At 71.7% G+C, this 25862-nt stretch carries 25 protein-coding genes and 1 tRNA gene; 15 read left to right on the top strand and 11 right to left on the bottom strand.

Translation table 11 applies throughout. The features are described from left to right. Window positions 1–24 precede the first annotated feature (24 nt). Window positions 25–1059 carry a LacI family DNA-binding transcriptional regulator gene (locus ACZ5XS_RS16860; RefSeq protein WP_468651925.1) on the top strand — a complete coding sequence of 345 codons (1035 nt, stop codon included), beginning with the start codon at window positions 25–27 and terminating at the stop codon, window positions 1057–1059. A 31-nt stretch (window positions 1060–1090) separates the two neighbouring features. On the opposite strand, the gene ACZ5XS_RS16855 is transcribed toward ACZ5XS_RS16860, so the two are convergent. Continuing rightward, window positions 1091–1882 (bottom strand): VOC family protein, encoded by a 792-nt coding sequence (locus ACZ5XS_RS16855; RefSeq protein ID WP_468651923.1) that lies wholly within the window; start codon window positions 1880–1882, stop codon window positions 1091–1093. Between the two features lie 256 nt (window positions 1883–2138). Here ACZ5XS_RS16855 and ACZ5XS_RS16850 point away from each other — a divergent pair, with 256 nt between their 5' ends. Continuing rightward, window positions 2139–2384 (top strand): WhiB family transcriptional regulator, encoded by a 246-nt coding sequence (locus ACZ5XS_RS16850; RefSeq protein WP_468651921.1) that lies wholly within the window; start codon window positions 2139–2141, stop codon window positions 2382–2384. A 312-nt stretch (window positions 2385–2696) separates the two neighbouring features. Next, window positions 2697–2769, top strand: a tRNA-Gly gene (locus ACZ5XS_RS16845). Between the two features lie 12 nt (window positions 2770–2781). Here ACZ5XS_RS16845 and ACZ5XS_RS16840 read toward each other — a convergent pair. The 4 genes from ACZ5XS_RS16840 to ACZ5XS_RS16825 all read right to left on the bottom strand — a co-directional run bounded on the left by ACZ5XS_RS16840 (window position 2782) and on the right by ACZ5XS_RS16825 (window position 8722). Continuing rightward, entirely contained in the window at window positions 2782–3759 is a 978-nt protein-coding gene (locus ACZ5XS_RS16840; protein WP_468651919.1) for an acyl-ACP desaturase, read from the bottom strand. 212 nt (window positions 3760–3971) lie between these two features. Beyond that, window positions 3972–4748, bottom strand: coding sequence for a dimethylargininase (ddaH, locus tag ACZ5XS_RS16835; RefSeq protein WP_468651917.1), 777 nt, complete (start codon window positions 4746–4748; stop codon window positions 3972–3974). 85 nt (window positions 4749–4833) lie between these two features. Then, entirely contained in the window at window positions 4834–7089 is a 2256-nt protein-coding gene (locus tag ACZ5XS_RS16830) for an ATP-binding cassette domain-containing protein (protein WP_468651915.1), read from the bottom strand. 10 nt (window positions 7090–7099) lie between these two features. After that, a complete protein-coding gene (locus ACZ5XS_RS16825) occupies window positions 7100–8722 on the bottom strand; it encodes an ABC-F family ATP-binding cassette domain-containing protein (RefSeq protein WP_468651913.1) in 1623 nt (540 codons plus the stop codon). A 297-nt stretch (window positions 8723–9019) separates the two neighbouring features. Here ACZ5XS_RS16825 and ACZ5XS_RS16820 point away from each other — a divergent pair, with 297 nt between their 5' ends. After that, window positions 9020–9658, top strand: a complete 639-nt coding sequence (locus ACZ5XS_RS16820; RefSeq protein WP_468651911.1) for a GOLPH3/VPS74 family protein — start codon at window positions 9020–9022, stop codon at window positions 9656–9658. A gap of 337 nt (window positions 9659–9995) precedes the next feature. On the opposite strand, the gene ssgD is transcribed toward ACZ5XS_RS16820, so the two are convergent. Further along, on the bottom strand, window positions 9996–10412 hold the full coding sequence (ssgD, locus tag ACZ5XS_RS16815) for a spore wall synthesis regulator SsgD (protein WP_468651909.1): 417 nt from the start codon (window positions 10410–10412) through the stop codon (window positions 9996–9998). A gap of 243 nt (window positions 10413–10655) precedes the next feature. Here ssgD and ACZ5XS_RS16810 point away from each other — a divergent pair, with 243 nt between their 5' ends. After that, entirely contained in the window at window positions 10656–11768 is a 1113-nt protein-coding gene (locus tag ACZ5XS_RS16810; protein ID WP_468651907.1) for a WD40/YVTN/BNR-like repeat-containing protein, read from the top strand. A 72-nt stretch (window positions 11769–11840) separates the two neighbouring features. Further along, complete coding sequence (locus ACZ5XS_RS16805) at window positions 11841–12167, top strand: plasmid stabilization protein (RefSeq protein WP_468651905.1); 327 nt, start codon at window positions 11841–11843, stop codon at window positions 12165–12167. A gap of 3 nt (window positions 12168–12170) precedes the next feature. On the opposite strand, the gene ACZ5XS_RS16800 is transcribed toward ACZ5XS_RS16805, so the two are convergent. Further along, on the bottom strand, window positions 12171–12467 hold the full coding sequence (locus ACZ5XS_RS16800; RefSeq protein WP_468651904.1) for a YciI family protein: 297 nt from the start codon (window positions 12465–12467) through the stop codon (window positions 12171–12173). Window positions 12468–12516: 49 nt separating this feature from the next. Between ACZ5XS_RS16800 and ACZ5XS_RS16795 the strand changes: the two genes are divergently transcribed. Continuing rightward, window positions 12517–13206, top strand: coding sequence for an endonuclease V (locus ACZ5XS_RS16795; protein WP_468651902.1), 690 nt, complete (start codon window positions 12517–12519; stop codon window positions 13204–13206). Between the two features lie 10 nt (window positions 13207–13216). On the opposite strand, the gene ACZ5XS_RS16790 is transcribed toward ACZ5XS_RS16795, so the two are convergent. Next, complete coding sequence (locus ACZ5XS_RS16790) at window positions 13217–13399, bottom strand: hypothetical protein (RefSeq protein ID WP_468651900.1); 183 nt, start codon at window positions 13397–13399, stop codon at window positions 13217–13219. A 121-nt stretch (window positions 13400–13520) separates the two neighbouring features. Between ACZ5XS_RS16790 and mmpA the strand changes: the two genes are divergently transcribed. Beyond that, window positions 13521–13667, top strand: coding sequence for a morphogenic membrane protein MmpA (mmpA, locus tag ACZ5XS_RS16785; protein WP_468651898.1), 147 nt, complete (start codon window positions 13521–13523; stop codon window positions 13665–13667). Window positions 13668–13674: 7 nt separating this feature from the next. Here mmpA and ACZ5XS_RS16780 read toward each other — a convergent pair whose 3' ends face one another. Continuing rightward, window positions 13675–14853 carry a saccharopine dehydrogenase family protein gene (locus tag ACZ5XS_RS16780; RefSeq protein ID WP_468651897.1) on the bottom strand — a complete coding sequence of 393 codons (1179 nt, stop codon included), beginning with the start codon at window positions 14851–14853 and terminating at the stop codon, window positions 13675–13677. Between the two features lie 91 nt (window positions 14854–14944). Between ACZ5XS_RS16780 and ACZ5XS_RS16775 the strand changes: the two genes are divergently transcribed. The 5 genes from ACZ5XS_RS16775 to ACZ5XS_RS16755 all read left to right on the top strand — a co-directional run bounded on the left by ACZ5XS_RS16775 (window position 14945) and on the right by ACZ5XS_RS16755 (window position 21191). Beyond that, complete coding sequence (locus tag ACZ5XS_RS16775) at window positions 14945–15325, top strand: MmcQ/YjbR family DNA-binding protein (protein ID WP_468651895.1); 381 nt, start codon at window positions 14945–14947, stop codon at window positions 15323–15325. A gap of 116 nt (window positions 15326–15441) precedes the next feature. Then, window positions 15442–16572, top strand: a complete 1131-nt coding sequence (locus ACZ5XS_RS16770; protein WP_468651893.1) for a CaiB/BaiF CoA transferase family protein — start codon at window positions 15442–15444, stop codon at window positions 16570–16572. Further along, entirely contained in the window at window positions 16569–17711 is a 1143-nt protein-coding gene (locus tag ACZ5XS_RS16765) for an acyl-CoA dehydrogenase family protein (protein WP_468651891.1), read from the top strand. The genes ACZ5XS_RS16770 and ACZ5XS_RS16765 overlap by 4 nt, the downstream gene beginning before the upstream one ends. A gap of 20 nt (window positions 17712–17731) precedes the next feature. Next, complete coding sequence (locus ACZ5XS_RS16760; protein WP_468651889.1) at window positions 17732–18946, top strand: acetyl-CoA C-acetyltransferase; 1215 nt, start codon at window positions 17732–17734, stop codon at window positions 18944–18946. 70 nt (window positions 18947–19016) lie between these two features. Next, window positions 19017–21191, top strand: a complete 2175-nt coding sequence (locus ACZ5XS_RS16755; RefSeq protein WP_468651887.1) for a 3-hydroxyacyl-CoA dehydrogenase NAD-binding domain-containing protein — start codon at window positions 19017–19019, stop codon at window positions 21189–21191. A 145-nt stretch (window positions 21192–21336) separates the two neighbouring features. Here ACZ5XS_RS16755 and ACZ5XS_RS16750 read toward each other — a convergent pair whose 3' ends face one another. Continuing rightward, the gene (locus ACZ5XS_RS16750; RefSeq protein WP_468651885.1) at window positions 21337–22041 is read right to left on the bottom strand and encodes a MerR family transcriptional regulator; all 705 of its coding nucleotides are present in this window, start codon (window positions 22039–22041) and stop codon (window positions 21337–21339) included. 199 nt (window positions 22042–22240) lie between these two features. On the opposite strand from ACZ5XS_RS16750, the gene ACZ5XS_RS16745 reads away from it, so the two are divergent. After that, on the top strand, window positions 22241–23707 hold the full coding sequence (locus ACZ5XS_RS16745; protein WP_468651883.1) for an amino acid permease: 1467 nt from the start codon (window positions 22241–22243) through the stop codon (window positions 23705–23707). Window positions 23708–23749: 42 nt separating this feature from the next. Beyond that, window positions 23750–24229, top strand: a complete 480-nt coding sequence (locus ACZ5XS_RS16740; RefSeq protein WP_468651881.1) for a macro domain-containing protein — start codon at window positions 23750–23752, stop codon at window positions 24227–24229. A gap of 406 nt (window positions 24230–24635) precedes the next feature. Here the strand turns inward: ACZ5XS_RS16740 and ACZ5XS_RS16735 are convergent, their stop codons facing one another. After that, on the bottom strand, window positions 24636–25634 hold the full coding sequence (locus ACZ5XS_RS16735) for an arginase family protein (RefSeq protein ID WP_468651879.1): 999 nt from the start codon (window positions 25632–25634) through the stop codon (window positions 24636–24638). Window positions 25635–25862 lie beyond the last annotated feature (228 nt).

The following is a 25862-nucleotide window of genomic DNA, read 5'->3' as shown; positions in this document are numbered from 1 at the left end:
ACGCCGCCGATGAGGAGCCCCGAAGTGACCGAGACAGCGCCGCGTCCCACGCTGGAGGCCGTGGCCGCGCGGGCCGGGGTCTCGCGGGCCACCGCCTCGCGGGTGGTCAACGGCGGGGACGGGGTCAGGGAGCCGCTCGTGGAACGGGTGCGGCGCGCGGTGGACGAGCTCGGGTACGTGCCCAACCAGGCCGCCCGCAGCCTGGTGACCAAGCGGCACCACGCCGTCGCCGTGGTCGTCGCCGAACCGGAGACGCGGGTCTTCGCCGACCCCTTCTTCGCCCTGCAACTGCGCGGCATCAGCAAGGAGTTGACGGCCCTCGACAACCAGCTGGTGCTGCTGCTCACCGAGGGCCGCGACGACCACGCCCGGGTCGGCCGCTATCTCGCCGGCGGCCATGTCGACGGGGCGCTGGTGTTCTCGCTGCACCTCGACGACCCGCTGCCCGGACTGATCCGCCGCGCCGGCGTCCCGACCGTCTTCGGCGGCCGCCCCGGCTGGAGCGACGGCGAGGGAGACGACGTCGTGTACGTCGACAGCGACAACCGAGGCGGTGCCCGCGACGCCGTGCGCCATCTCGTGTCTCTCGGCCGCAGGCGCGTCGCGCACATCACCGGCCCGCTCGACCAGACCTCGGCGGCGGACCGGCTCGACGGGTACCGGGACGTCATGGCCGACGCCGACGTGCGGCTGGTCGCGCCGGGCGACTTCACCCCGGCCGGCGGCGAGCGGGCGATGCGCGAAATCCTCGACCGATGGCCCGACGTGGACGCGGTGTTCGCCGCCAACGACCTCACCGCCGCCGGCGCCCTGCGCGTGCTGCGCGAGCACGGGCGGCGTGTGCCCGAGGACGTCGCCGTGATCGGCTTCGACGACATGCTGCCGGTCGCCGAACAGAGCGACCCTCCCCTGACCACGGTCCGTCAGGACATAGAGGAGATGGGCCGGTTGATGGCCCGCCTGCTGCTGCGCGGCCTCGACCGCCGCACCACCGGTGAGGAGACGCGGCCGTCCGGCATAGTCCTGCCGACGACACTGGTCCGCCGCGCCTCGGCCTGACTCGCCACGCCCGCGCCGACGCCTGCCCCGGCTAGCTCTGCTGCGGCGGCGCGCTCTTGATCACCGCGAAGCGGGCGCCGTACGGGTCGGCGAGTTCGGCGATGCGGCCGACGTCCTCCAGGTCCGTCGCCGGCAGCCGGACCGTGCCGCCCCGCTCCTGCGCCGTACTGACCGCGGCGTCCGCGTCCGGGACCTCGAAGTACGGCAGCCAGGCCCCGGCCCCCGCCTTCGTCGGGTCGTCCTCCAGGGGGACGATGCCGCCGAACATGGCGCCCGGCTCGGTCCCCGACGGATGGACGGTGGTGTAGGTGTCGCCGGCGAAGGTGAGCGCGGAGGTCTCCCAGCCGAACAGCCTGTTGTAGAACCCGGCGGCCGCGGGAAGGTCGGGTGTGTACAGCTCCAGCCAGCACAGCGAGCCCTGTTCCTGCACGACGTCCAGGCCCGGGTTGGCGGCGGGCTGCCAGATGCCGAAGGACACGCCCGCCTGGTCGGCGAGGATGGCCATGCGGCCCTGGTCCAGGACGTCCATGGGCTGCATCAGCACCGAGCCGTGCGCCTGCTCGGCCGCCTTCGCGGTGGCGTCCGCGTCCGGCGTCCGGAAGTACACGGTCCAGGACGGCGGGCCCTGGTCCGGGGTGGTCTGCATGCCCCCCGCGGCCGTCCTGCCGTCGAGCTGGAAGAAGCCGTAGCCGCCGGTCTCGGGCCCGCCCGACCGGAACTGCCAGCCGAAGAGCGCGCCGTAGAAGGAGGAGGCGCCCTCGATGTCGGGTGTGCCGAGATCGAGCCAGTTCGGAGCGCCGGTGACATAACGGGTGGTGAGCATCTCTGCCCTCCTTAGAAGGGTCCCGTTGACTGCACTGCCGAGTCTCGCACCGCCCACTGACAAACGCGCGGGGCCTGCACGACCGGTCCCGTCACCCTGAGTGGCCACCTGAACTCATCTTGTCGTACGGCGTCCCGCGCGCCGCCGTGCGCCCGGGTGTGCGGACCGGTCATCATCGGGCTGCCCAAGGCCGTGCGGGCCCGGCGTTGATCGTGCGTTGATGGAACGTTTTTCGCGTCCGGGCACCATGTCGCTCATGCACATCGACACCATCACCCCGGCCGACCTCGGCTGGCAGACGCAGGCCCTGTGCGCGCAGACCGGGGCGGACTTCTTCTTCCCCGAACCGGGCAGCTCGGTGCGCGAGGCGAAGCGCATCTGCGGCATGTGCGAGATGCGCACCGCGTGCCTGGAGTACGCACTGTCCAACGACGAGCGCTTCGGCGTCTGGGGCGGCCTGTCCGAGAAGGAACGGCTGAACCTCAGGCGGACGAACGACTAAGGGGTCCTTTCACTATGCCCGTCCGGGTCGCGTGGTCTGGCACCGCACCTCGCCGCGTTGCCGAAACGCCCACGTGGCTCCTCCCCCACGCTCGAACAACCTCGCGCGGGGGGACCCTCATCGAGGCCGCTCCGGCGCCTTGCGATGCACGGCACCAGACCACGCGACCTGATCGAACGCTCATAGTGAAAGGGCCCCTAAGGGCTCCGGTCGCCAGCTACGCCGACGGTGCCGGCCGACGTGGCGGCGTGCGCAGCGTGCACAGGACAGCCCTCCGGCAGGAGCCGGAGGGCTGGTCTCTCGTCAAGGGCGGGGGTTGTAGCGCAGCGGCAGACGCGCCGGTCTCCCGAACCGGGACACGCCGGTTCGAATCCAGCCGGCCCCGCCCCCAGGTCTGTCAGCCGGCCGCGCGGGCCGCCATCCGCGCCTTGCGCGCCGCCAGCTTCTCGTCGAACTTGGAGGCCTCCGAGTCCAGGCCGCTCATGTACAGCCCGAGTTCCTCCTGGGCCTTGAGACCCTCGGGGCCGAGGCCGTCGATCTCCAGGACCTTCAGGAAGCGCAGGACGGGCTGGATGACGTCGTCGTGGTGGATGCGCATGTTGTAGACCTCACCGATGGCCATCTGCGCGGCGGCCCGCTCGAAGCCGGGCATGCCGTGGCCGGGCATCCGGAAGTTCACGATCACGTCGCGGACCGCCTGCATCGTCAGGTCGGGCGCGAGGTCGAAGGCCGCCTTGAGCAGGTTGCGGTAGAAGACCATGTGCAGGTTCTCGTCGGTCGCGATGCGCGCCAGCATGCGGTCGCAGACCGGGTCGCCGGACTGGTGGCCGGTGTTGCGGTGCGAGACGCGGGTCGCCAGCTCCTGGAAGGCGACGTAGGCCACCGAGTGCAGCATCGAGTGGCGGTTGTCCGACTCGAAACCCTCGGCCATGTGGGCCATGCGGAACTGCTCCAGCTGGTCCGGGTCGACCGCGCGCGAGGTGAGCAGGTAGTCGCGCATCACGATGCCGTGCCGGCCCTCTTCCGCGGTCCAGCGGTGCACCCAGGTGCCCCAGGCGCCGTCGCGGCCGAAGAGGGAGGCGATCTCGTGGTGGTAGCTGGGGAGGTTGTCCTCGGTGAGCAGGTTCACGACGAGGGCGATCCGGCCGAGCTCGGTGACCTTGGACTGGCCCTTCTCCCAGGCCTCGCCGTCCTCGAAGACGCCGGGGAAGTTGCGGCCGTCGCTCCACGGCACGTACTCGTGGGGCATCCAGTCCTTGGCGACCTTGAGGTGCCGGTTCAGTTCCTGCTCGACTACTTCCTCCAGCGCGTACAGCAGCCGGGCGTCGGTCCAGGCCGAGGACGGGCTGCCGAGGTGAGGGGAAGTGATCGTCACGGGTACTCCAGGGGGACGCGATCTGAAACGGGAGAATCCGGCGAGCGGTGCCGGGCCGGTACCTACGGAATCGTAGGCTACGTTCCCGTAGGTTACGAGACCGTAGGTTAAGAGGCGTGTAAAGATCCCTGATCAGCGGTGTTCCAAGGGCATGACAAAGGGCCCCGGTAACCGCAGGTCCTGGGCCGAGAGGGGGCAAGGCGTGCGCTCGGTCAGGCGTACAGGTCGCGCAGGCGTACGGAGAGGCATGTCACACATCCTTCGAGTTTCTCGAACTCGCTGATGTCGACCGGGACCGGCTCGTGGCCGAGGTCGCCGAGCAGCTCGGCGGTCTTCGGCGCGCTCGCCGCCATCAGCAGTGTGCCGCCGCCGAGGAGCACCACGTGTGCCCCGGACTCCTCCGGCACCGGCAGGAAGCGCGGGAACAGCGAGGGCGCGTCCAGCAGGGGGATGCGCCCGAGGACGGTCCCGTCGGGCAGTGCGGTGACCGCGCTCTTCAAGTGCAGCACCTTGCTCACCGGTACGGCGACGATCCGCGCCCCGAGCGGTTCGAAGGCGGCCCGCAGCTGCTGGACCCCCGCCGCGTTGGTGCGGCCGCCCCGGCCGACGTAGATCGTGTCGCCGATCTTCAGCACGTCACCGCCGTCCAGCGTGCCCGGCTCCCAGATCCAGTTGACCGAGCAGCCCAGCCGGGCGACGGCCTCCTCGACCCCCGTGGTCTCCTCGCGCCGGGACTCGGTGCCGGGCCGGGTGATCAGCGCGACGTTCTTGTACATGACGACCGTGTCCTCGACGAACACCGAGTCGGGGCAGTCGTCCTCCGGGTCCACCTCGATGGTCTCCCAGCCGTGCGTGCGCAGGGCCTCGACGTACGCCTCCCACTGGTCGAGTGCGAGGTCGACGTCGACCTTCTCGCGCTCGATGTGCGTCACCAGGCCTTCGGCGAGGCGCGGACCGGGGCGGCGGACGAGGGCCTTCTTGCTGGGCACGAGGGGATCTCCGGATCGGTGGGACAGGGTGGTGGCCTGCCCGCCATCATGCAGGGCCGGTGCGCGCGGGCAAAACCCCCCGTTGTCAGGCTGTGGCCCTCCTGAGATGCTCCGCCGTGCTGGAGTCGCGGGCGGAGAGGAGCTCCTGAGGGGTTCCTTCGAAGATCACCCGGCCGCCGTCCCGGCCCCCGTCCGGCCCGAGGTCGATGATCCGGTCGCCGTGCGCCACCACGTCCAGGTTGTGCTCCACGACCACGACCGTGTTCCCCGCGTCGACCAGCCGGTCCAGCAGGCCGAGCAGGCCGTCCACGTCCGACATGTGCAGTCCGGTCGTCGGCTCGTCGAGGACGTAGACCGCTCCCGTCCGGTGCAGCCGCGTCGCCAGTTTGATGCGCTGCCGTTCGCCGCCGGAGAGCGTGGACAGCGGCTGGCCGAGCGTGAGGTAGGTGAGCCCGACGTCACGCAGGGCGCGCAGCCGGCGTCGTAGGGCGGAGTCGTCGAAGAACTCCAGTGCCTGGTCGGCGGTCATCTCCAGGACGTCCGCCACCGAGTTGCCGCCGACGGTGAGCCGCAGCACCTCGTCCCTGAAGCGGCGCCCCTCGCAGTCGTGGCAGGTCGTCGTCACCGGGTCCATGAACGCCAGGTCCGTGGAGATGATCCCGCGGCCCTCGCACGTGGCGCAGGCACCGGTCGAGTTGAAGCTGAAGGACCCCGGCTCGGCGCCCGTCTCGCGCGCGAAGATCTTCCGTACGGTGTCCATGATCCCGATGTACGTCGCCGGAGTGGACCTCGCGGAGATCCCGATGGACGACTGGTCGACGACCACGGCGTCGGGATGGGCGGCGGTGAACTCCGCGACCAGTGTGCTCTTTCCGGATCCGGCCACCCCGGTGACCACGGTCAGCACCCCGGTCGGGAACTCGACGGTCACGTCCCGCAGGTTGTGCCGGCCGGCCCCCTTGACCCACAGCCCGCCGGTGGCCTCCCGCACCCGCTCCTTCAGTGCCGTACGGCGGCGCAGGCATCGCCCGGTCGGCGTGCCCGACCCGGCCAGCTCCTGCGGCGTCCCCTCGAACACCACCCGTCCGCCCCCGGCACCGGCCCCCGGCCCCATGTCGACGACGTGGTCGGCCAGCGCGATGACGTCCCGGTCGTGCTCGACGACCAGCACGGTGTTGCCCTTGTCGCGCAGCCGCAGCAGCAGGTCACCGAGGCGGCCCACGTCCCGCGGGTGCAGGCCGACGCTGGGTTCGTCGAAGATGTACGTCATCCCGGTCAGGCTGGAGCCCAGGTGCCGCACGGTCTTCAGCCGTTGGCCCTCGCCGCCGGACAGGGTGGAGGTCTCGCGGTCGAGGCTGAGGTAGCCGAGGCCGATCCCCTCGATGCGTTCGAGGGCGGCGACGGCGGCCCCGGCGATCGGCCGGGCGACCGGGTCGTCGATCTCCTTCAGTACGGCGATCAGGTCGGTGACCTGCATGCGTGCGCAGTCGGCGATGGTCCGGCCGCCGATCCGGGTGGCGAGCGCCGCCTGGTTGAGGCGGGCACCGGCGCACACCGGGCAGGCGCCCTCCGCCAGGAACTGCCGTACCAGGTCGCGGGTCTTCTGGCTCATGGCGGACAGATCGCGCTTGAGGTACAGCCGCTCGAAGCGGTCGGCGAGACCCTCGTACCCGGTGGTCCAGGTGCCGCCCGAACCCTGGACGGTGACCTTGCTGCCGGGGCGGCCACGCATCAGGAAGTCACGCTCGGCGGACGTGAACGCGCCGACCGGCTTGCCGGGGTCGAGCTCGTCCGTGTTGGTGTACGCCTGCCCCTGCCAGGTGCCCGCGGCGAACGGCGGGAAGCGCACCGCCCCGTCCGCGAGCGAGCGGCCGGGGTCCAGGATCCGGTCCCAGTCGGGGCGTACCGTCCGGCCGAGGCCGTCGCACTCGGGGCACATGCCCGCCGGGTCGTTGAACGAGTAGGCGGTCGCCGGTCCGGCGCTGGGGGTGCCGTGCCGGGAGAACAGCACCCGCATCACCGAGTGGATGTCGGTCATCGTGCCGACCGTGGACCGGGAGTGGCCCCCGATCGGCCGCTGGTCGACGACGATCGCGGGCGTCAGATCCTCCAGGGCGTCCGCGTGCGGCCGCTCGTACTTGGGCAGCCGGTTGCGGACGAACCAGGTGAACGTCTCGTTGAGCTGCCGCTGCGACTCGACCGCGATCGTGTCGAAGACGACCGACGACTTCCCCGATCCCGAAACGCCGGTGAACACGGTCAGCCGGCCTTTCGGGATGCGGAGGGTGACGTCCTTGAGGTTGTTCTCCCGGGCTCCGGTGATGGTGATGAATTCGGGCATGCACCCGACGCTAGGCCGGATACCCGACAGCTTCTGGCGTGATTTCCTTGAGTTCTCCGTCGAGGAGCAGCCAGCGTGTGATGCCGATCGACTCCAGGAACGGCACGTCGTGACTGGCCACGATCAGCGCTCCCTCGTACGACTCGAGGGCCGTGGTCAGCTGCCGCACGCTCGCCATGTCGAGGTTGTTCGTCGGCTCGTCCAGCATGAGCAGCTGCGGCGCGGGCTCGGCCAGCATCAGCGCGGCCAGCGCCGCCCGGAAGCGTTCGCCGCCGGACAGGGTTCCCGCCTGCTGGTCGGCGCGGGCGCCCCGGAACAGGAAGCGGGCCAGCCGCGCCCGGATCCGGTTGTTGGTGGCAGCCGGAGCGAACCGGGCCACGTTCTCGGCGACCGTCCGCTCGTCGTCGAGGACGTCGAGCCGCTGCGGCAGGAACCGCATCGGCACGTGCGCCTTCGTCTCGCCCGCGACCGGCCGGAGCTCCCCGGCGATCGTGCGCAGCAGCGTCGTCTTGCCCGCGCCGTTGCGCCCGATCAGCGCGATCCGCTCCGGACCGCGCAGGTCGAGACCCCCCGCCACGCGTGCGCCGTACGCCAGTTCCAGGTCCTGGAGGGTGAGGACGGTACGGCCCGGCGGTACGGCCGTGTACGGCAGGTCGACGCGGATCTCGTCCTCGTCCCGCACGGCGTCCACCGCCTCGTCGAGCCGTTCCCTGGCCTCGGCGAGCTTCTCCTCGTGCATGATGCGGTGCTTGCCCGCGGACTCCTGCGCCGCCCGCTTGCGTGCCCCCATGACGATCTTCGGCTCACGCTTCTGGTCCCACATCTTCTGTCCGTACCGCTTGCGCCGGGCCAACTTGACCTGGGCATCCGTCAGTTCACGCTTCTGCTTCTTCAGATCCGACTCGGCGACCCGCACCATCCGCTCCGCCGCCTCCTGCTCGGTGGCGAGCGCCTCCTCGTAGGCGGAGAAGTTGCCGCCGTACCAGGTGACCTCCCCGGAGTGCAGGTCGGCGATCTGGTCGACCAGTTCCAGGAGTTCGCGGTCGTGGCTGACCACGACCATGACACCCGGCCAGGACGCGACGGCCGAGTACAGCCGCCTGCGCGCGTACAGGTCCAGGTTGTTGGTGGGCTCGTCGAGCAGCAGGACGTCCGGGCGGCGCAGCAGCAGCGCGGCCAGCCGCAGCAGCACCGACTCGCCGCCCGAGACCTCGCCGGTCGTCCGGTCCAGCTCGATGTGCCCGAGTCCGAGTTCGCCGAGGGTGGCGAGGGCGCGTTCCTCCACGTCCCAGTCGTCGCCGACCGTCTCGAAGTGCTCCTCGGCCACGTCACCGGCCTCGATGGCGTGCAGTGCGGCCCGCTGCGCGGCGATGCCGAGCACCTCGTCGACCCTCACGTGGGTGTCGAGGGTGACGGTCTGCGGAAGGTAGCCGACCTCGCCCGCGACGCGGACGGTGCCGTCGGCAGGGGTGAGCTCCCCGGCGATCAGCTTCAACAGGGTCGATTTCCCGGACCCGTTGACGCCGACGAGGCCGGAGCGGCCCGGGCCGAACGCCACGTCGAGGTCTTCGAAGACGGGGGTGCCGTCGGGCCAGGCGAACGCGAGCGACGTACAGGTGAGGGAAGTAGACATACGGGTCTCCGCGGTTGCTTGAGGTGGTAGAGGGCAAACGCGTATCGAGACACCGGCGACCAAGGGAGGAGAGCCCCGGGGGCATGGGAAAGGCCCTGTTTTCCGGAGGACGGCTCGAACGCCGAGGTCGCACGCAGCGCACACACCTCACGTGTGTGACGCGGTGTCTCAGGACCTCAGACGAGCAACGTCCTTCTCCAATCGACGGCAACAGGACCGCTTTACACCGTATGAGCGCCCCGGACGGCTGTCAACGCATTAACTGAGCCCCCGAACTCACCACCCGAAGGAGACCCTGTGGCCCACGGCTCGCTCTCGCTCCCGGCCCGGCTGTGCCTGCTGGCCTGGGACAGCACGGAGTCGGAGGTCACCGGCGCAGGCCGGCTGCCCCCGCTGGTCCGGGCCGGCGCCCTCGTCGAGCTGGCCCTGAGCGGCCTGCTCACCGACGAGGACGGCATCGTCACGCCGGCCGACCTGGACTCCGGGACGGGGGACCCGGTCCTCGACGGCCTCCTCGAACTGGTCCGGGAGTCCCGGCCGCACCGCTGGCGGACCTGGGTGACCCTGCACGCGCGCATCACCCTGGACGCCGTACGGGAGCAGCTGGCCGCCGGAGACCAGTTGCGCGCGGAGAAGCGACGGGTCCTCGGGGTCTTCCCGACCGTGGAGTACGTCCTGGATCGCGTCGACATCGTGGCCTCGCTGCGCGAGGAGGCGCGGGCGGTACTGCTGGGGCCGGTCCCGGTCGCCGAGTTCTCCGAGCGGGACGCGGCCCTCGCCGCTCTCGCGGACGCCGCGGGGCTGGTGCCCGACGCCGCGCCCGACCGGGGGCGTCTCGAAGAGCTCACCGGGCGCGGTGGGGCGGCGGCACCCGTGCTGCGGACGGTCCTCGGGGAGGTGCGGACGGCGCGGACGGCGGCGTCCGCCGTCAACTGACCCTCCGGACGTCCACGCCGGATTCCAGCCGTACCGCCCGGGCGGCGGCTGGTCGCGTACCGCGCAGGACGAACGAACCGGACCGCCCTGGGCCGACCGCGCCGCGCCCTCATCCTCCGCTCCCCGCGCCGTACGAGGCGGAGGTTGACCGCGGCCGCCGACGGACCTTCGTCTCCGGGGCCGTCGACCCAAAGACCGTGGAACAACTGCCCGCCGACGGCGCGGACGCGCCGCTGAACGTGACGGGCTGCCGGGCGCGGGGGCGTGCGGCGCGCCTGCGCGCAGGCGCGACTACGGCGAGCTCAACGCGCTGCCCGGCCGGTGACCCCTCTCCGGCTCAGCAGGCGTCCCGCATCAGCTCCGCCAGGTCGTGGTCCAGGTCGAGCTGAAGATGCTCCAGACCGACCGGCACCAGCTCGCTGGTCGCCTCCAGGAACCGGTGCAGCTCGCCCGAGCGGACGTGCACGACGGCGGTGCCCTCGGGGGCGTGGAACTCCAGGACGGTGCGGTCGTAGCCGTACGGCCGCACCCGCACGTCGCCGTGCCCCTCGGGCCCCTGGAGGCCGGCGGTGAGGAGTTCGCGGCTGAAGGTCCAGCAGACCTCCACGCCCTCCAGGGTGGCCGGGGCCGGGAAGGTCATGCGGACGGCGAACGGATCACGCCGGTCGTAGTGCATCGTGGCGGGAATGCTCGGCATCCGCGGCGCGGCGGCGACGAGACGGGCCTCGACGGGCTGCTCGATGACGATGGACAACGCCTTGCTCCCTTGTGACGGCGGGACGGACTTCCGGGGATGAGGCCGGGCACTGGAAGAGACGCCGGAATGAGTCAATCCGTGCACACCGATGTCGAGTGACCTCTGTCACCGTCTTCATTCACGGGAGTGGCCAGGCTCTTCTCCCGGGGTGTGAAAGACGGTTGTGGCGAGTGTGGTGGCCCGGTGAGGCGTACGAGGTCCTCTTTACGGCACCCGGGCCGTGGGCTAGCTTCGCCCGCCATGAGGCGCTTGGGGATCACGCGACGTACCGGACGGCCGGGTCGGACGAGGCGAGCGGTGGGCGCGGGGGTGGCCTGCGCGGCGGCACTGGCCGCCCTGACCGCCGTACCCGCGCAGGCGCAGGAGTCCGGGAAGCGGACACCGCACTGGGAGTTGAAGGACACCGCAAGCTCCGGTGTGCGCTTCCGGGGGCTCGCGGCCGTCGGCCGGGACACCGCCTGGGTGTCGGGCACCCAGGGCACCGTCCTGCGCACCACGGACGGCGGGGCGAGCTGGCGCGACGTCTCGCCGCCGGGCGCCGCCGAGCTGCAGTTCCGGGACATCGGGGCGTTCGACGCACGGCGCGCGGTGGTGCTGGCCATCGGCGAGGGGGAGGCGTCCCGCGTCTACCGCACCGACGACGGCGGCGCCACCTGGACCGAGTCCTTCCGCAACACCGACGCGCGGGCCTTCTACGACTGCCTCACCTTCTTCGACCGCCGCCACGGCCTCGCGATGAGCGACCCGGTCGACGGGAAGTTCCGCATCCTCTCGACGAGCGACGGCGGCCGCTCCTGGAAGGTGCTGCCCAGCACCGGCATGCCGGCCGCCCTGGACGGCGAGGCCGGGTTCGCGGCGAGCGGCCAGTGCCTGGTCTCCGCCGGCCCCCGGGACGTCTGGCTGGCCACCGGCGGCGCCGCACACGCGCGCGTGCTGCACTCCGCCGACCGCGGCCTGACCTGGACGGCCTCGGACACGCCGATTCCGGCGGGCGACCCGGCCCGCGGTGTCTTCGCGCTCGCCTTCCGCGACCGCGCCCACGGTCTCGCGGTCGGCGGCGACTACCGCCCCGACCAGACGTCCACCGGGCCGGCGGCACGCACCGCGGACGGCGGCCGCGCCTGGCGGCCCGCCGCGGAGCCGCCGCCCGCCTACCGCTCGGGCGTGGCCTGGCTCCCGTACAGCCGTACGGCCGCCCTCGCCGTCGGACCCACCGGCACGGACCTGACGACGGACGGCGGGCGCACCTGGCGCACGGTGGACACGGGCTCGTACGACACCGTCGACTGCACGCCCGACCGGGGTTGCTGGGCGGCGGGCGAACAGGGGCGCGTCGCCCGTCTGGAGGGCTGAGGGCGCTCGGTGTGGGCGCATGGATCCGGAAAACGGGTACCCGTTCACCGAACGTGAGAGGAGTGAGCGGACATGCCACGTGGTTCGAGCCCCAAGCGGGAGCGCCAGTACGAGCACATCAAGGAGAGCGCCGAGGACCGGGGCGAGACCACCGGCCGCGCCAAGGAGATCGCCGCGCGCACGGTGAACAAGGAACGCGCCCGGTCCGGCGAGTCGAAGACCGCCAGCCGCACCTCGACCAAGGACATGTCGTCCGGCAAGCGGGGCGGCCAGCGGTCCGGCCAGGGCTCCCAGGGGCCCACCTACGACCAGCTCTACGAGGAGGCCAAGAAGCGCGGCATCCACGGCCGTTCGGACATGAACAAGAGCCAGCTGCAGCAGGCCCTGGGCAAGAGCTGAGCCTCAGGCCGGCGTCTGCCGGTACCGCTCCAGGTCCGGTGCCGTCTTCGTGGCGGTGAACTCCGCGATGCGGTACTCGCACACCCCGGCGGTGACGAAGGGGTCGCCCGCGGCGATCTCCTCGACCCGCGCGCGGTCCTCCGCGACGGCGAGGATCACCCCGCCGTCGCGGGGCTTCTTGGGCCCGGACGCCAGGAAGACCCCCTGCGCGTACCGCTCGTCGAGCCAGGCGACATGCGCCGGGAGCGCGGCGTCGACGGCGTCCTGCGGGGCGGTGTAGGTCAGCTCCAGTACGAACATGATCACGAGGTTACGCCGTCGGGGTGACGGCCCGTAGGGTCGACGCATCATGACGACGGTGAGAATTCCCTCCGACTGGCCCGCGACCGAGGAACACGCCCGGGCGGTCCAGGACGAGCTGCGCGAGCGCGTGGTGCTCGACGAGCCGGGTCCGCCGGCCGGCACGGGCCATGTGACCGGTGTCGACGTGGCCTACGACGACGAGCACGACGTGGTCGCGGCCGCCGCCATCGTGCTGGACGCGGCGAGTCTCGAGGTCGTCGCCGAGGCAACGGCCGTCGGCCGGATCTCCTTCCCCTACGTGCCCGGCCTGCTCGCCTTCCGCGAGATCCCGACCGTCCTCGCCGCCCTCGACGCCCTGCCCCGCCCGCCCGGCCTGGTGGTCTGCGACGGCTACGGCCTCGCCCACCCCCGCCGCTTCGGCCTCGCCAGCCACCTCGGCGTGCTCACCGGCCTGCCCACGATCGGCGTCGCCAAGAACCCCTTCACCTTCACCTACGACGACCCCGCCACCCCGCGCGGCAGTACGTCCCCCCTCCTCGCCGGCGCCGAGGAGGTCGGCCGCGCCCTGCGCACCCGGCAGGCGGTCAAGCCGGTCTTCGTCTCCGTCGGCCACCGGGTGAGCCTGGACAACGCCTGCGCCCACACGCTCGCACTGACCCCCGAGTACCGCCTGCCCGAGACGACCCGCAGGGCCGACTCCCTGTGCCGCAGGGCGCTGCGCGACGCGACAGCCTGAGGGCGGCGGGCTACTCGATGCGCCAGCCGCCCACCTCGCGGTACTCCGAGTCGTGAATCACCGATCCGTCGCCGGGCCGCAACGGGTAGTGGCGCAGGTTGCCGCCCCAGTAGCGCAGGATCCGGCCCAGCTCGCCAGCGGGGTCCTTCGCCAGTGCTTCGTCGTCCATCGTGACTTCGAGAAGGAATCTCATGCCTTCAATCGTTTCATTGAACCGCCCGTTGAGACTTTTTGCCCGTGAGTACCCCGTCTGAGTACGTGGTCTGAGTACCTGTACGGATGTGGGCCGACCACCGGCTCGGCAGGCTGTGCGCATGACTTCGCACCGCTCCCCGAAGCCCCTCGCCGACCCCGACCGTCCCGTCGAGCGTGCCGTGATCGCCGCGCTGGTCCTCGCCACCCTGGCGGGCCTGGGGTGGATCTGCGGGATGATCTACACGGTCGCACAGTGGCCGCTGTAGGGCCGGATCACCGGCTCCCGGCGACCCGGAAGGTGATGCCGGCCCGCCGCAGCCGCTCGGTCAGCGCGTCGCCCATCGCGACCGCGGTGGTGACCTGACCGGCGGTCGGCGGAAGGTCGTCGAAGGCCAGGGACAGCGCCGCCTCGGCGAAGATCTTCGCCGTCTCGTCGTACCCGGGGTCGCCGCCCGCGACCTCCGTGTACACGCGCCGCCCGCCGCCCTCACCGACGAAGCGGACCTTGAACCAGCTCTTCGCGCGCTTCTCCGGGCCGGGGCCCTCGCCAGGCTGTAGCCGGCCGGACAACCAGCGCCGGGCGGGCGGAAGTTGGGCCGCGGCGATGAGCGCTCCCACGGCGGCCACCCCGCCCACCGCGACCGGCAGGTGCCGTACCGCCGCGTACTCGCGGTAGCGGAAGTCGGGGCCGTAGCGCTCCAGCGCCTGCGCGGACCGCCGGACGATCTGCGCGTCGATCGTCGGCAACGGCAGCGCCCAGGCACCGACCTCCGGGGCGAACCGCGGGGCGCCGGTCGGTGCGGAGGCCCGGCGGCCCACCAGCCGCGGCTCGTGGCGCCCGCGCTCCCGGGCGGCGGTCAGCAGCTGCCGGCCGCGCGCGAACTGATTGAGGGCCGAGGCGAACGTGCCGCCCGAGAAGGTGGCGTTCGCCGTCACGAAGCCGTCCACCCTGAGGGGCACCCCCTCGGGCAGTTGGCGGACCGTGAAGTACGCCCCCAGGTCGTGCGGCACCGAGTCGAAACCGCACGCGTGCACCAGCCGGGCACCCGTCTCACGCGCGCGTGCGTCATGGCGGACGTACGTCAGGTCCACGAACTCCGGCTCGCCGGTGAGGTCCAGGTAGTCCGCTCCGGTGTCCGCGCAGGCGGCGACGAGTTCCTCGCCGTACGTCACATAGGGGCCGACCGTGGTGGCCACCACGCGCGCGTGCTCGGCGAGTTCACGCAGCGAGCCCGGATCCGACACGTCGGCCTTCAGGATGCCCACCTTCGAGCCGCCGGACAGCCGCTCGCGCAGTTCCTCCAGCTTGCGCTCGCTGCGGCCGGCGATCGCCCAGCGCAGCCCGTCCGGGGCGTGCGCGGCCAGATACTCCGCCGTGAGCGTCCCCACGAAGCCGGTGGCTCCGAAGAGCACGATGTCGTACGGACGGTCCGTCCTGTTCAGCCTGTTCATGACACCCCTCGGTCTTTCCGCACGCGCCGTTGTCGGTGGCCGAGGCTAGCGTGAGGAGTGCTCAGTCCGACGACGAGGCCGGAGGTGGCAGGTGGCCGTGCCGAAGAACGCCCTGAAGAAGTGGGCGAAAGTGCGTGAGTTCGCCCTCGGGCTGCCGGGTGCCACGGAGGAGTTCCCCTGGAGCGAGAGCGTCGCCAAGGTCAACAAGAAGGTCTTCGTCTTCCTCGGCGTCGACGACGGCAGCTATCCGCTGGGCGTCACGGTGAAGCTCACCGAGGAGGCCGCCCACGCCCACGCGCTGACCTGCCCCGGCGCCGAGCCCGCCGGATACGGCCTCGGGAAGTCCGGCTGGGTGAGAATCCCGCTGGAGCCGGCGGGCGCCCCCGCTGCCGAGCTGCTGTGCGACTGGGTGGAGGAGAGCTACCGCACGATCGCGCCGAAGCGGCTGACGGCGGAACTGGAGGGTCGCTGAGCCGGCCGACGGGGCACAATCCGACTAAGCGCTTGCTCTCCAAGGCTTGTGCCCGCTTCACGGCGTTCTTAGCATCACTGGTGTTACATCGGTTGTGTCATACCTCTGGGGGCTGAATGGCAACGACGCCAGGGCCGGGCCCGCTCGTCGGCGTACGCGTGGTCGAGCTGGCCGGTATCGGGCCCGGCCCGTTCGCCGCCATGCTCCTCGCCGACCTGGGCGCCGACGTCGTCCGCGTGGACCGGCCCGGCGGCGCCGGACTCGCCGTCGACCCGGAGTTCGACATCACCAACCGCAACAAGCGCTCGGTGATCGTCGACCTGAAGGCACCCGACGGACCCGCCCGCGTCCTCGACCTCGCCGCCCGCGCCGACGTCCTGATCGAGGGCTACCGCCCGAAAGTCGCCGAGCGCCTCGGCGTCGGCCCCGAGGACTGCCACGCCCGCAACCCCGCACTCGTCTACGGCCGGATGACCGGCTGGGGCCAGGAAGGCCCCCTCGCCCCGCGCGCCGGCCACGACATCGCCTACATCGCGCTCACCGGCACCCTCGGCATGATCGGCGAACCGTCCCGGCCTCCCGCCGTCCCGGCCAACCTGCTCGGCGACTACGCGGGCGGCTCCCTGTACCTCGTCGTCGGCGTCCTCGCCGCCCTGCACCACGCCCGCGCGACCGGCACCGGCCAGGTCGTCGACGCGGCCATCGTCGACGGCACGGCCCACCTCTCCGCGATGATCCACGGCATGCTCGCCGCCGGCGGCTGGCAGGACCGGCGCGGCGCCAACCTCCTCGACGGCGGCTGCCCCTACTACGGGACCTACGAGACCGCCGACGGGAAGCACATGGCGGTCGGCGCCCTGGAGCGGCAGTTCTACGAGGAGTTCCTGAACCTGCTCGGCATCGAGGAGCACGCCGGAGCACGCAAGGACTGGACCCGCTGGGGAGAGCTGCGCGAGGCGGTCACCGCGCGCTTCAAATCCCGCACCCGTGCCGAGTGGACGGCCGTCTTCGAGGGCTCCGACGCCTGCGTGGCGCCCGTACTGTCCCTGCGCGAAGCCCCGCACGACCCGCACCTCGCCGCCCGCGGCACCTTCACCGACCACGGCGGCATCACCCAGCCCGCGCCCGCGCCCCGCTTCTCCGCCACCCCGACGCAGGTCCGCACGGGCCCCGCCCGGCCGGGCGGCGACACGGCGGACGTGGCGCGCGACTGGGACGTACCCGATCTCCTGAAGGGCCTCGCGTGAAGCGGCAGATCTTCGCCCCCGAGCACGACGCGTTCCGCGAGACCGTGCGCGCCTTCCTGGCCAGGGAGGTGCTGCCCTACTACGAGCAGTGGGAGAACGACGGCATCGTCTCCCGCGACGCGTGGCGGGCGGCCGGAAAGCAGGGCCTGCTCGGGCTCGCCGTGGACGAAGCGTACGGAGGCGGCGGCACCGCCGACTTCCGCTTCAGCGCCGTCCTCGCCGAGGAGTTCACCCGCGCGGGCGCACCCGGGCTCGCCCTCGGCCTGCACAACGACATCATCGGCCCGTACCTGACCGGCCTGGCCACCGAGGAGCAGAAGCGGCGCTGGCTGCCCGGGTTCTGCGACGGCACGCTGATCACGGCCATCGCCATGACCGAGCCCGGCGCCGGCTCCGACCTCCAGGGCATCCGCACCCACGCCGAGGACCGGGGCGGGCACTGGCTGCTCAACGGCTCCAAGACGTTCATCTCCAACGGGATCCTGGCCGACCTGGTGATCGTCGTGGCGAAGACGACTCCGGAGAGCGGAGCCCACGGCCTGTCGCTGTTCGTCGTCGAACGGGGCATGGAGGGCTTCGAACGCGGCCGCAACCTCGACAAGATCGGCCAGAAGGCCCAGGACACGGCCGAGTTGTTCTTCCACGACGTGCGCGTGCCGAGGGAGAACCTTCTCGGCGAGCTCGACGGCGCCTTCGTCCACCTGATGACGAACCTCGCCCAGGAGCGCCTGAGCATCGCCGTCGCCGCGATCGCCGCCGCCGAACACCTCCTGGAGATCACCACGCGGTACGTCAAGGAGCGCGAGGCCTTCGGCCGGCCCCTGTCGAGCAAGCAGCACATCCGCTTCGAGATAGCCGAGATGGCCACCGAGTGCGCCGTCACCCGGGCCTTCCTCGACCGCTGCGTCGAGGACCACTCCCGCGGCGGACTCGACGCCGTGCACGCCTCCATGGCCAAGTGGTGGGCGACCGAACTGCAGAAGCGGGTCGCCGACCGCTGCCTCCAACTGCACGGCGGCTACGGCTACATGACCGATCACCCCGTGGCCCGGGCCTTCACCGACGGCCGCGTCCAGACCATCTACGGCGGGACCACCGAGATCATGAAGGAGATCATCGGTCGTTCCCTGCTGGGCTGACCCTTCCCGAAAGGCTTGATGTGAGCACCGAAGCGTACGTGTACGACGCGATCCGCACCCCGCGCGGCCGCGGCAAGGCGAACGGCGCCCTGCACGGCACGAAGCCCATCGACCTGGTCGTCGGACTCATCCACGAGATCCGCGACCGCTTCCCGAACCTCGACCCGGCGGCGGTCGACGACATCGTGCTCGGCGTCGTCGGCCCGGTCGGCGACCAGGGCTCCGACATCGCCCGGATCGCCGCCATCGCCGCCGGACTGCCGGACACCGTGGCGGGCGTCCAGGAGAACCGCTTCTGTGCCTCGGGCCTGGAGGCCGTCAACATGGCCGCCGCCAAGGTCCGTTCCGGCTGGGAGGATCTGGTCCTCGCGGGCGGCGTCGAGTCGATGTCCCGGGTGCCGATGGCCTCCGACGGCGGCGCCTGGTTCAACGACCCGATGACGAACCTCGCCGTCAACTTCGTGCCGCAGGGCATCGGCGCCGACCTCATCGCCACCATCGAGGGCTTCTCCCGCCGGGACGTCGACGAGTACGCGGCGCTCTCGCAGGAGCGGGCGGCCACCGCCTGGAAAGAGGGCCGCTTCGACCGCTCCGTCGTCCCGGTCAGGGACCGCAGCGGCCTGGTCGTCCTCGACCACGACGAGCACCCGCGCCCCGGCACGACCGCGGACTCCCTCGGCAGGCTGAAGCCGTCCTTCGCCGACATCGGTGACCTCGGCGGCTTCGACGCCGTGGCCCTGCAGAAGTACCACTGGGTGGAGAAGATCGACCACGTCCACCACGCGGGCAACTCCTCAGGCATCGTGGACGGCGCCTCCCTCGTCGCGATCGGCTCCAAGGAGGTCGGCGAGCGCTACGGGCTCACCCCGCGCGCGCGGATCGTCTCCGCCGCCGTCTCCGGGTCCGAGCCCACCATCATGCTCACCGGTCCCGCGCCCGCCACCCGCAAGGCCCTCGCCCGGGCCGGGCTGACCATCGACGACATCGACCTGGTCGAGATCAACGAGGCCTTCGCGGCCGTCGTCCTGCGTTTCGTGAAGGACATGGGCCTGTCCCTCGACAAGGTCAACGTCAACGGCGGCGCCATCGCGCTGGGCCACCCGCTCGGCGCCACCGGCGCCATGATCCTCGGCTCGCTCGTCGACGAACTGGAGCGCCAGGACAAGCGGTACGGCCTCGCCACACTGTGCGTCGGCGGCGGCATGGGCATCGCCACGATCGTCGAACGCATCTGAATCCCCGGCGGAAATCCGGACCCAGGAGACCTCTGATCCGGATCCAAGAGACCTCTACGGAGACCCTGTCATGACACAGAGCACCACCATCCGCTGGGAACAGGACCGCGCCGGCGTCGTCACCCTCGTCCTCGACGACCCCGACCAGTCCGCGAACACCATGAACCAGGCGTTCCGCGACTCCCTCGCGGTGACCACCGACCGCCTGGAGGCCGAGAAGGACACCATCCGCGGCATCATCATCACCTCCGCCAAGAAGACCTTCTTCGCCGGCGGAGACCTGCGCGACCTGATCCGCGTCACCCCCGAGACCGCGCAGGAACTCTTCGACGGCGGCATGGCCATCAAGCGCGACCTGCGCCGCATCGAAACCCTCGGCAAGCCGGTCGTCGCCGCCATGAACGGCGCGGCCCTCGGCGGCGGCTACGAGATCGCCCTGGCCTGCCACCACCGCATCGCGCTCGACGCGCCCGGCTCGAAGATCGGCTGCCCCGAGGTCACCCTCGGCCTGCTCCCGGGAGGCGGCGGCGTCGTCCGCACCGTACGCCTGCTCGGCATCGCCGACGCGCTGCTCAAGGTCCTCCTCCAGGGCACCCAGTACAGCCCGCAGCGCGCCCTGGAGAACGGTCTCGTCGACGACGTGGCCGCCACTCAGGACGAACTGCTCGCCAAGGCCCGCGCCTTCATCGAGGCCAACCCCGCCTCGCAGCAGCCCTGGGACAGGCCGGGCTACCGGATCCCCGGCGGTACGCCCGCCAACCCCAAGTTCGCGGCGAACCTCCCCGCCTTCCCCGCCACCCTGCGCAAGCAGACGGCCGGCGCGCCCTACCCGGCCCCGCGCAACATCCTCGCGGCCGCCGTCGAGGGCTCCCAGGTCGACTTCGAGAACGCGCAGGTCATCGAGGCCCGCTACTTCGTGGAACTGGCCGCCGGACAGACCTCGAAGAACATGATCCAGGCCTTCTTCTTCGACCTCCAGGCCGTCAACTCCGGTGCGATGCGCCCCAAGGGCGTCGAGCCGCGCCCGGTCCGCAAGGTCGGCGTCCTCGGCGCCGGGATGATGGGTGCGGGCATCGCCTACGCGTGCGCCCGCGCGGGCATCGACGTCGTCCTCAAGGACGTCTCCCCCGAAGCGGCCCTCAAGGGCAAGGGCTACTCCGAGAAGCTGTGCGCCAAGGCCGTCTCCCGGGGCCGTACCACCCAGGACAAGGCGAGCGCGCTGCTCGCCCGCATCACGCCGACCGCCGACCCCGCCGACCTGGCGGGCTGCGACGCCGTCATCGAGGCCGTCTTCGAGGACACCTCGCTCAAGCACAAGGTGTTCCAGGAGATCGAGCACCTCGTCGAGCCGGACGCGCTGCTGTGCTCCAACACCTCCACCCTCCCCATCACCGCCCTCGCCGAAGGCGTCGAGCGCCAGGCCGACTTCATCGGGCTGCACTTCTTCTCGCCCGTCGACAAGATGCCGCTCGTCGAGATCATCAAGGGCGAGCGCACCGGCGACGAAGCCCTCGCCCGCGCCTTCGACCTGGTCCGGCAGATCAAGAAGACCCCGATCGTCGTCAACGACTCGCGCGGCTTCTTCACCTCGCGCGTCATCGGGCACTTCCTCAACGAGGGCGTGGCCATGGTCGGCGAGGGCATCGAGCCCGCGTCGGTCGAACAGGCCGCGGCCCAGGCGGGTTACCCGGCGAAGGTCCTGTCGCTGATGGACGAGCTGACGTTCACGCTGCCCCGCAAGATCCGCAACGAGTCGAAGCGGGCCGTCGAGGAGGCCGGCGGAACCTGGCCCGGACACCCCGCCGAGGCGGTCATCGACCGCATGGTCGACGAGTTCGGCCGCACCGGCCGCAGTGGGGGAGCGGGCTTCTACGAGTACGCCGAGGACGGCAGGCGGGCCGGGCTGTGGCCCGGACTGCGGGAGCACTTCACACGCGACGGCGCGCAGATCCCCTTCAGGGACATGCAGGAGCGCATGCTCTTCTCGGAGGCACTCGACACCGTCAAGCTCGTGGAGGAGGGCGTTCTGACGTCCGTCGCCGACGCCAACATCGGCTCGATCTTCGGCATCGGCTTCCCGGGGTGGACCGGGGGTGTCCTCCAGTACATCAACGGCTACGAGGGCGGGCTGCCGGGCTTCGTGGCACGCGCGCGTGAGCTGGCCGAGCAGTACGGGGAGCGATTCGCGCCGCCCGCGCTGCTGGTGGAGAAGGCGGAGAAGGGCGAACCGTTCCGGGACGCGTGACCCCTGGGCGTTCCCGAGTGAAATCAGCCCGTCCGGCGTTTGAGGACGAGGCCGTTCAGGCCGAAGCGGGGGTCTGGGGGCGCAGCCCCCAGGGACGGGACGGGAAGGGGCGGCGGGGGCGAAACCCGCCCCCCCCGGTGGCCGATCACTGCGTGGGCCACTCCCTCAGCTCTTCCTTCAGCGACCGCTGGAAGGTGGTCAACAGCGCCTGCACCACCAGCGGGTGCATATGCGCGGACAGCGACTTCACATCCCGCGCGTCCCGCTCCGCCACCTCCCCGCGGAACAGCTCCGCCAGCTCGTGTGCCGCCGCCCGCGAGTGCTCGACGAGCACCTTCCGCGACGCGAGGATCGCCTCCTGCGACAGGGGTACGTCGAGCAACTGGACGCCGAGCCGGAGCAGGCCCAGGTCGACGCGGTACGAGCCGCCGTCGTCCGCCCGGACCACGCCCATCGCGGCGAGCCGCGCCACGTCCCCGTCGGCCAGCTCCCGCCCCGCCCGCCGCTGAAGGTCCGCCCGGGACACGGTCTCCACGGTGTCCGGGGCCCAGGAGGCCACCACCGCCCGGTGGATCGCGAGGTCGTGCGCGCTCAGGTCCGGCGGCAACTGCCGCAGATAGCGCTCGATGGCCCCCAGCGTCATGCCCTGCCGCTGCAACTCCTCGATCAGCGCGAGCCGAGCGATGTGCTCCCGGCCGTAGTGCCCGACCCGCCGTGGACCGATCACCGGCGGGGGCAGCAGTCCCTTCGTGCCGTAGAAGCGGACCGTGCGGACCGTGACACCCGCCCGCGCCGCCAGCTCGTCGATGGTGAGGGCCGGCTCCCCGGCATCGGTGGTGTCGGTCGTCATGTGCAGCAGTATCGCTGTCTCACCAATGGTGTGAAACCTCGTGGATGGGGCTCCTGTGACCCGTGCCACCGCGTGTGGGGCGATTTCCTGGGGAAGGCGACCCGTCGGCCTGTGCCTGTCGTCACCGAGAGGGGCACGGGAGTCACGCCCGGACACCCGCGCGAGATCCGCCGGGGCGCACCAGAGAGTGGAACCACTCGTGAGCAAGGACGCCGTGGAATCGGCACAGACCAACTCCCGCACCGGGGCGGCCACGACGCCCGCGGACGCGGGCGACGCCGGCTACAGCAAGGACCTCAAGGCCCGCCACGTCAACATGATCGCCATCGGCGGCGCGATCGGCACCGGGCTCTTCCTGGGCGCGGGCGGCCGCCTGCGCGACGCGGGCCCCGCGCTCGCGCTCGCCTACCTCGTCTGCGGTGTCTTCGCCTTCTTCGTCGTGCGGGCGCTCGGCGAGCTGGTCCTGTACCGCCCGTCGTCGGGTTCCTTCGTGTCGTACGCGCGCGAGTTCCTCGGCGAGAAGGGGGCCTATGTCGCCGGCTGGATGTACTTCCTGAACTGGTCGACGACCGGCATCGCCGACATCACGGCGATCGCCCTCTACACGCACTACTGGAGCCTGTTCACCGACATCCCGCAGTGGACGCTGGCCCTGATCGCCCTCGCGGTGGTCCTGGCCGTGAACCTGATCTCGGTGAAGTACTTCGGCGAGATGGAGTTCTGGTTCGCGATCATCAAGGTCGCCACCCTCGTCGGCTTCATGCTGATCGGCATCTTCCTGCTGGCCACCCGGCACGAGGTGGGCGGCCGGACCCCCGGCACGAGCGTGATCACCGACAACGGCGGCGTCCTCCCGCACGGCCTGATGCCGGTCGTCCTCGTCATGCAGGGCGTGATCTTCGCGTACGCCGCCCTGGAACTGGTCGGCGTGGCCGCGGGCGAGACCGCCGAACCGGAGAAGGTCGTCCCGCGCGCGGTGAACTCGATCATGTGGCGCGTCGGCCTCTTCTACGTCGGCTCCGTCGTCCTCCTGGCCCTCCTCCTGCCCGGTTCGGTCTACTCGGCCGACGAGAGCCCCTTCGTCACGGTGTTCTCGAAGATCGGCGTTCCGGCGGCGGGCGACGTGATGAACCTGGTCGTCCTGACGGCCGCGATGTCGTCCCTCAACTCCGGCCTGTACTCCACCGGCCGCATCCTGCGCTCCATGGCGATGGCGGGCTCGGCGCCCAGGTTCACCGCCCGCATGAACCGCAGCCAGGTCCCCTACGGCGGCATCCTGCTGACCTGCGCGGTCTGCGTCCTCGGCGTCGGCCTCAACTACCTCATGCCGAGCCAGGCCTTCGAGATCGTGCTGAACGTCGCCGCCCTCGGCGTCATCAGCACCTGGGTGATCATCATGGCCTGCCACCTGGTCTTCGTCCGCCGCGCCCGCGCCGGCCTGCTGGCCCGCCCCTCCTTCCGCCTCCCCGGCAGCCCGGTCACGGAGATCACCACGGTCGCCTTCCTGCTCGCCTGCCTCGCCATGATGTGGAACGACCCCGAGGTGGGCCGCAGGACGCTGTTCCTCATCCCCGTCATCGCCGTCCTCCTGATCGGCGGCTGGTTCGCCATCCGGCGCCGGGTGTCGCAGACGGCGGACAGCGAGCTGTCGCAGCTCACGAAGTAGCAGGTCAGGTCGATTGTCAGTGGGGTCGCCTACGGTGGCGTCATGTCGGAGATCAGGTATGTCCGGGGTGACGCCACCCTGCCGTCGGTGAAGGGCGTCAAGCTGATCGCGCATGTCTGCAACGACATCGGGGGATGGGGGAAGGGCTTCGTCCTGGCGCTCTCACGGCGCTGGCCCGAGCCGGAGGCGGCGTTCCGCGCCTGGCACCGCGACCGCGCGGCGAACGACTTCGCTCTGGGCGCGGTCCAGTTCGTCCAGGTCGAGCGGTATGTGTGGGTGGCCAACATGGTGGGTCAGCGCGGCATCCGCACCGGCAGCAAGGGTGTCCCCGTCCGCTACGAGGCGATCGACACGGCGCTGGGCCGGCTGGCCGACAAGGCCGAGCAGATCGGCGCCTCCGTCCACATGCCCCGCATAGGCTGCGGCCTGGCCGGCGGCAAGTGGCCCCGCGTGGAGCCGCTGATCACCGAGCGGCTGGTGAGGCGAGGGATCGGCGTGACGGTGTACGACCACGGGGACTGACCGGCGCCAATCAGTGCCCCCGGCGTCACCTGCCGCCCGGCGCACCTGATGCCACCTGCCAACCAGCCGCCCCGGTACACCCGGTGACCTGCCACCCGGTGCTCCCTGCCACCGGTGCTCCGGTGCCAGCCACCTGGCGCCGCGGGCCCCCCGGCGCACTGGCCGGGCCGGGCGGCCAGTCCGGTCCGCATCGTCGGCGCACCCGGCGCTACTACCGCCCGGTGCCAGCCACCTGGCGCCGCCCGCTATCACCGGCCCCCGGCCCCCGGCCCCCGGCCCCCGGCCCTCAGCCCTCCGGCCCCCAGCCCCCCGGCCCCCGGCGCCCTGGCCGGGCGGCCAGGGCGGTCCGCCTCGTCGGCGCACCCGGCGCACCCGGCGCACCCGGAGCCGCCCCGCCCATCCGTGCTCACAGGTCATCCCGGAACGCCCGCACCAGGGCCTGCGTGAACCGTTTCGTGATGCCCCCGTCCGGATCCAGCCGGGGGTTGAAGATCGTCACGTCGAAGCCGAGGACCACCGGGCCGGACAGCGCCACGCGCAACGCGGTCTCCAGCTCCGGCCAGGTCAGCCCGCCCGGCAGCCGGTAGTCGACGGCCGGCATGACCTGGTCGTCCAGCACGTCGGCGTCGAGGTGGACCCAGTACCCCCCGACGCCCGGCGCACCGGTGAGCAGATCGACGGCCCGGCGCGCCGCCTCCCCGGCGCCGAGCGCACGCACTGTGCCCAGATCCATGGTGTGCAACTCGGCAGGCAGCGGCCACATCCCGGCCCGCGTCGACTCCTCCGTGTCCCGGAACCCGAAGGCGACCACGTCCGCGTCCCGCAGCAGCGGCCCCCTGCCCTCGAGGTCGGCCAGGGCAGCGGGCCCGCGACCGGTGGCCAGGGCGAGTTCCATGGAGGCCACCTCGCCGGCCGGTTCCGCCGCCGGCTGGTAGAAGTCGGTGTGGCCGTCGAGGAAGAGCAGCCCGTGACGCCCCCGGCGGCGCAGGGCCAGCAGATTGCCGAGCAGGACGCTGCAGTCACCGCCCAGGACCAGCGGGAACCGCCCGCTGTCCACAACCCCGCCCACCACGTCCGCCAGCGCGAGCGAGTACGTCGCGATGCCGACCGGATTGAGGACCCCCGTCTCCGGATCCCGGCGCGGATCGTAGATCGGCGCCTCGACCCGCCCCGCCCGCACGGCCCCGAGCCCTTCGGCGAGCCCCGCACCGAGCAGCGCCTCCGGCAGATCCTCGACCCCGGTAGGCCGCAGCCCCAACACGGACGGCGCCTCGATGATCACCACGTCCCGCACGTCCGACTCCCTCGTCAGCCCGCCGACGCCGGCCGGCTCACGGGCCGACGCGTCCTTCCACCGTAGAGGGCCCGAACGGGCGACGCCCGCGACGCCCTCGTGGCCTGGCACGGCGAGGCCGTCGCCCTCCTCCGCGACCGTTCCAGCGGGCCGTCGACGAAGGGGACCTGCCCCGCGACACCGATCCCGGAGTGCTCGCCCGCTACCTCATGACCGTGGCGAACGGCATGGTTGTCCAAGCCGCGGACGGTGCCACCCGCGACGACCTGTAACTGGTGGCCGACATGGCCCCGCGAAGCCGGCCGTCTGCCTGACGGGCCTGACGGGCCTGACGGGCCT

It is taken from the genome of Streptomyces sp. NPDC033131 (genome assembly GCF_055578365.1).
This window is presented reverse-complemented; position numbering and strand designations above follow the sequence as displayed.

Bases quoted from the DNA above. Each gene is read 5' to 3' on its own strand.
- ACZ5XS_RS16795 (WP_468651902.1), top strand. From the start codon at position 12,517: ATGACGACGGTGAGAATTCCCTCCGACTGGCCCGCGACCGAGGAACAC.
- ACZ5XS_RS16855 (WP_468651923.1), bottom strand. From the start codon at position 1,882: ATGCTCACCACCCGTTATGTCACCGGCGCTCCGAACTGGCTCGATCTC.
- ACZ5XS_RS16805 (WP_468651905.1), top strand. From the start codon at position 11,841: ATGCCACGTGGTTCGAGCCCCAAGCGGGAGCGCCAGTACGAGCACATC.
- ACZ5XS_RS16750 (WP_468651885.1), bottom strand. From the start codon at position 22,041: ATGACGACCGACACCACCGATGCCGGGGAGCCGGCCCTCACCATCGAC.
- ACZ5XS_RS16810 (WP_468651907.1), top strand. From the start codon at position 10,656: ATGAGGCGCTTGGGGATCACGCGACGTACCGGACGGCCGGGTCGGACG.
- ACZ5XS_RS16780 (WP_468651897.1), bottom strand. From the start codon at position 14,853: ATGAACAGGCTGAACAGGACGGACCGTCCGTACGACATCGTGCTCTTC.
- ACZ5XS_RS16800 (WP_468651904.1), bottom strand. From the start codon at position 12,467: ATGTTCGTACTGGAGCTGACCTACACCGCCCCGCAGGACGCCGTCGAC.
- mmpA (WP_468651898.1), top strand. From the start codon at position 13,521: ATGACTTCGCACCGCTCCCCGAAGCCCCTCGCCGACCCCGACCGTCCC.
- ACZ5XS_RS16755 (WP_468651887.1), top strand. From the start codon at position 19,017: ATGACACAGAGCACCACCATCCGCTGGGAACAGGACCGCGCCGGCGTC.
- ACZ5XS_RS16790 (WP_468651900.1), bottom strand. From the start codon at position 13,399: ATGAGATTCCTTCTCGAAGTCACGATGGACGACGAAGCACTGGCGAAG.
- ACZ5XS_RS16825 (WP_468651913.1), bottom strand. From the start codon at position 8,722: ATGTCTACTTCCCTCACCTGTACGTCGCTCGCGTTCGCCTGGCCCGAC.
- ACZ5XS_RS16830 (WP_468651915.1), bottom strand. From the start codon at position 7,089: ATGCCCGAATTCATCACCATCACCGGAGCCCGGGAGAACAACCTCAAG.
- ACZ5XS_RS16770 (WP_468651893.1), top strand. From the start codon at position 15,442: ATGGCAACGACGCCAGGGCCGGGCCCGCTCGTCGGCGTACGCGTGGTC.
- ACZ5XS_RS16850 (WP_468651921.1), top strand. From the start codon at position 2,139: ATGCACATCGACACCATCACCCCGGCCGACCTCGGCTGGCAGACGCAG.
- ACZ5XS_RS16740 (WP_468651881.1), top strand. From the start codon at position 23,750: ATGTCGGAGATCAGGTATGTCCGGGGTGACGCCACCCTGCCGTCGGTG.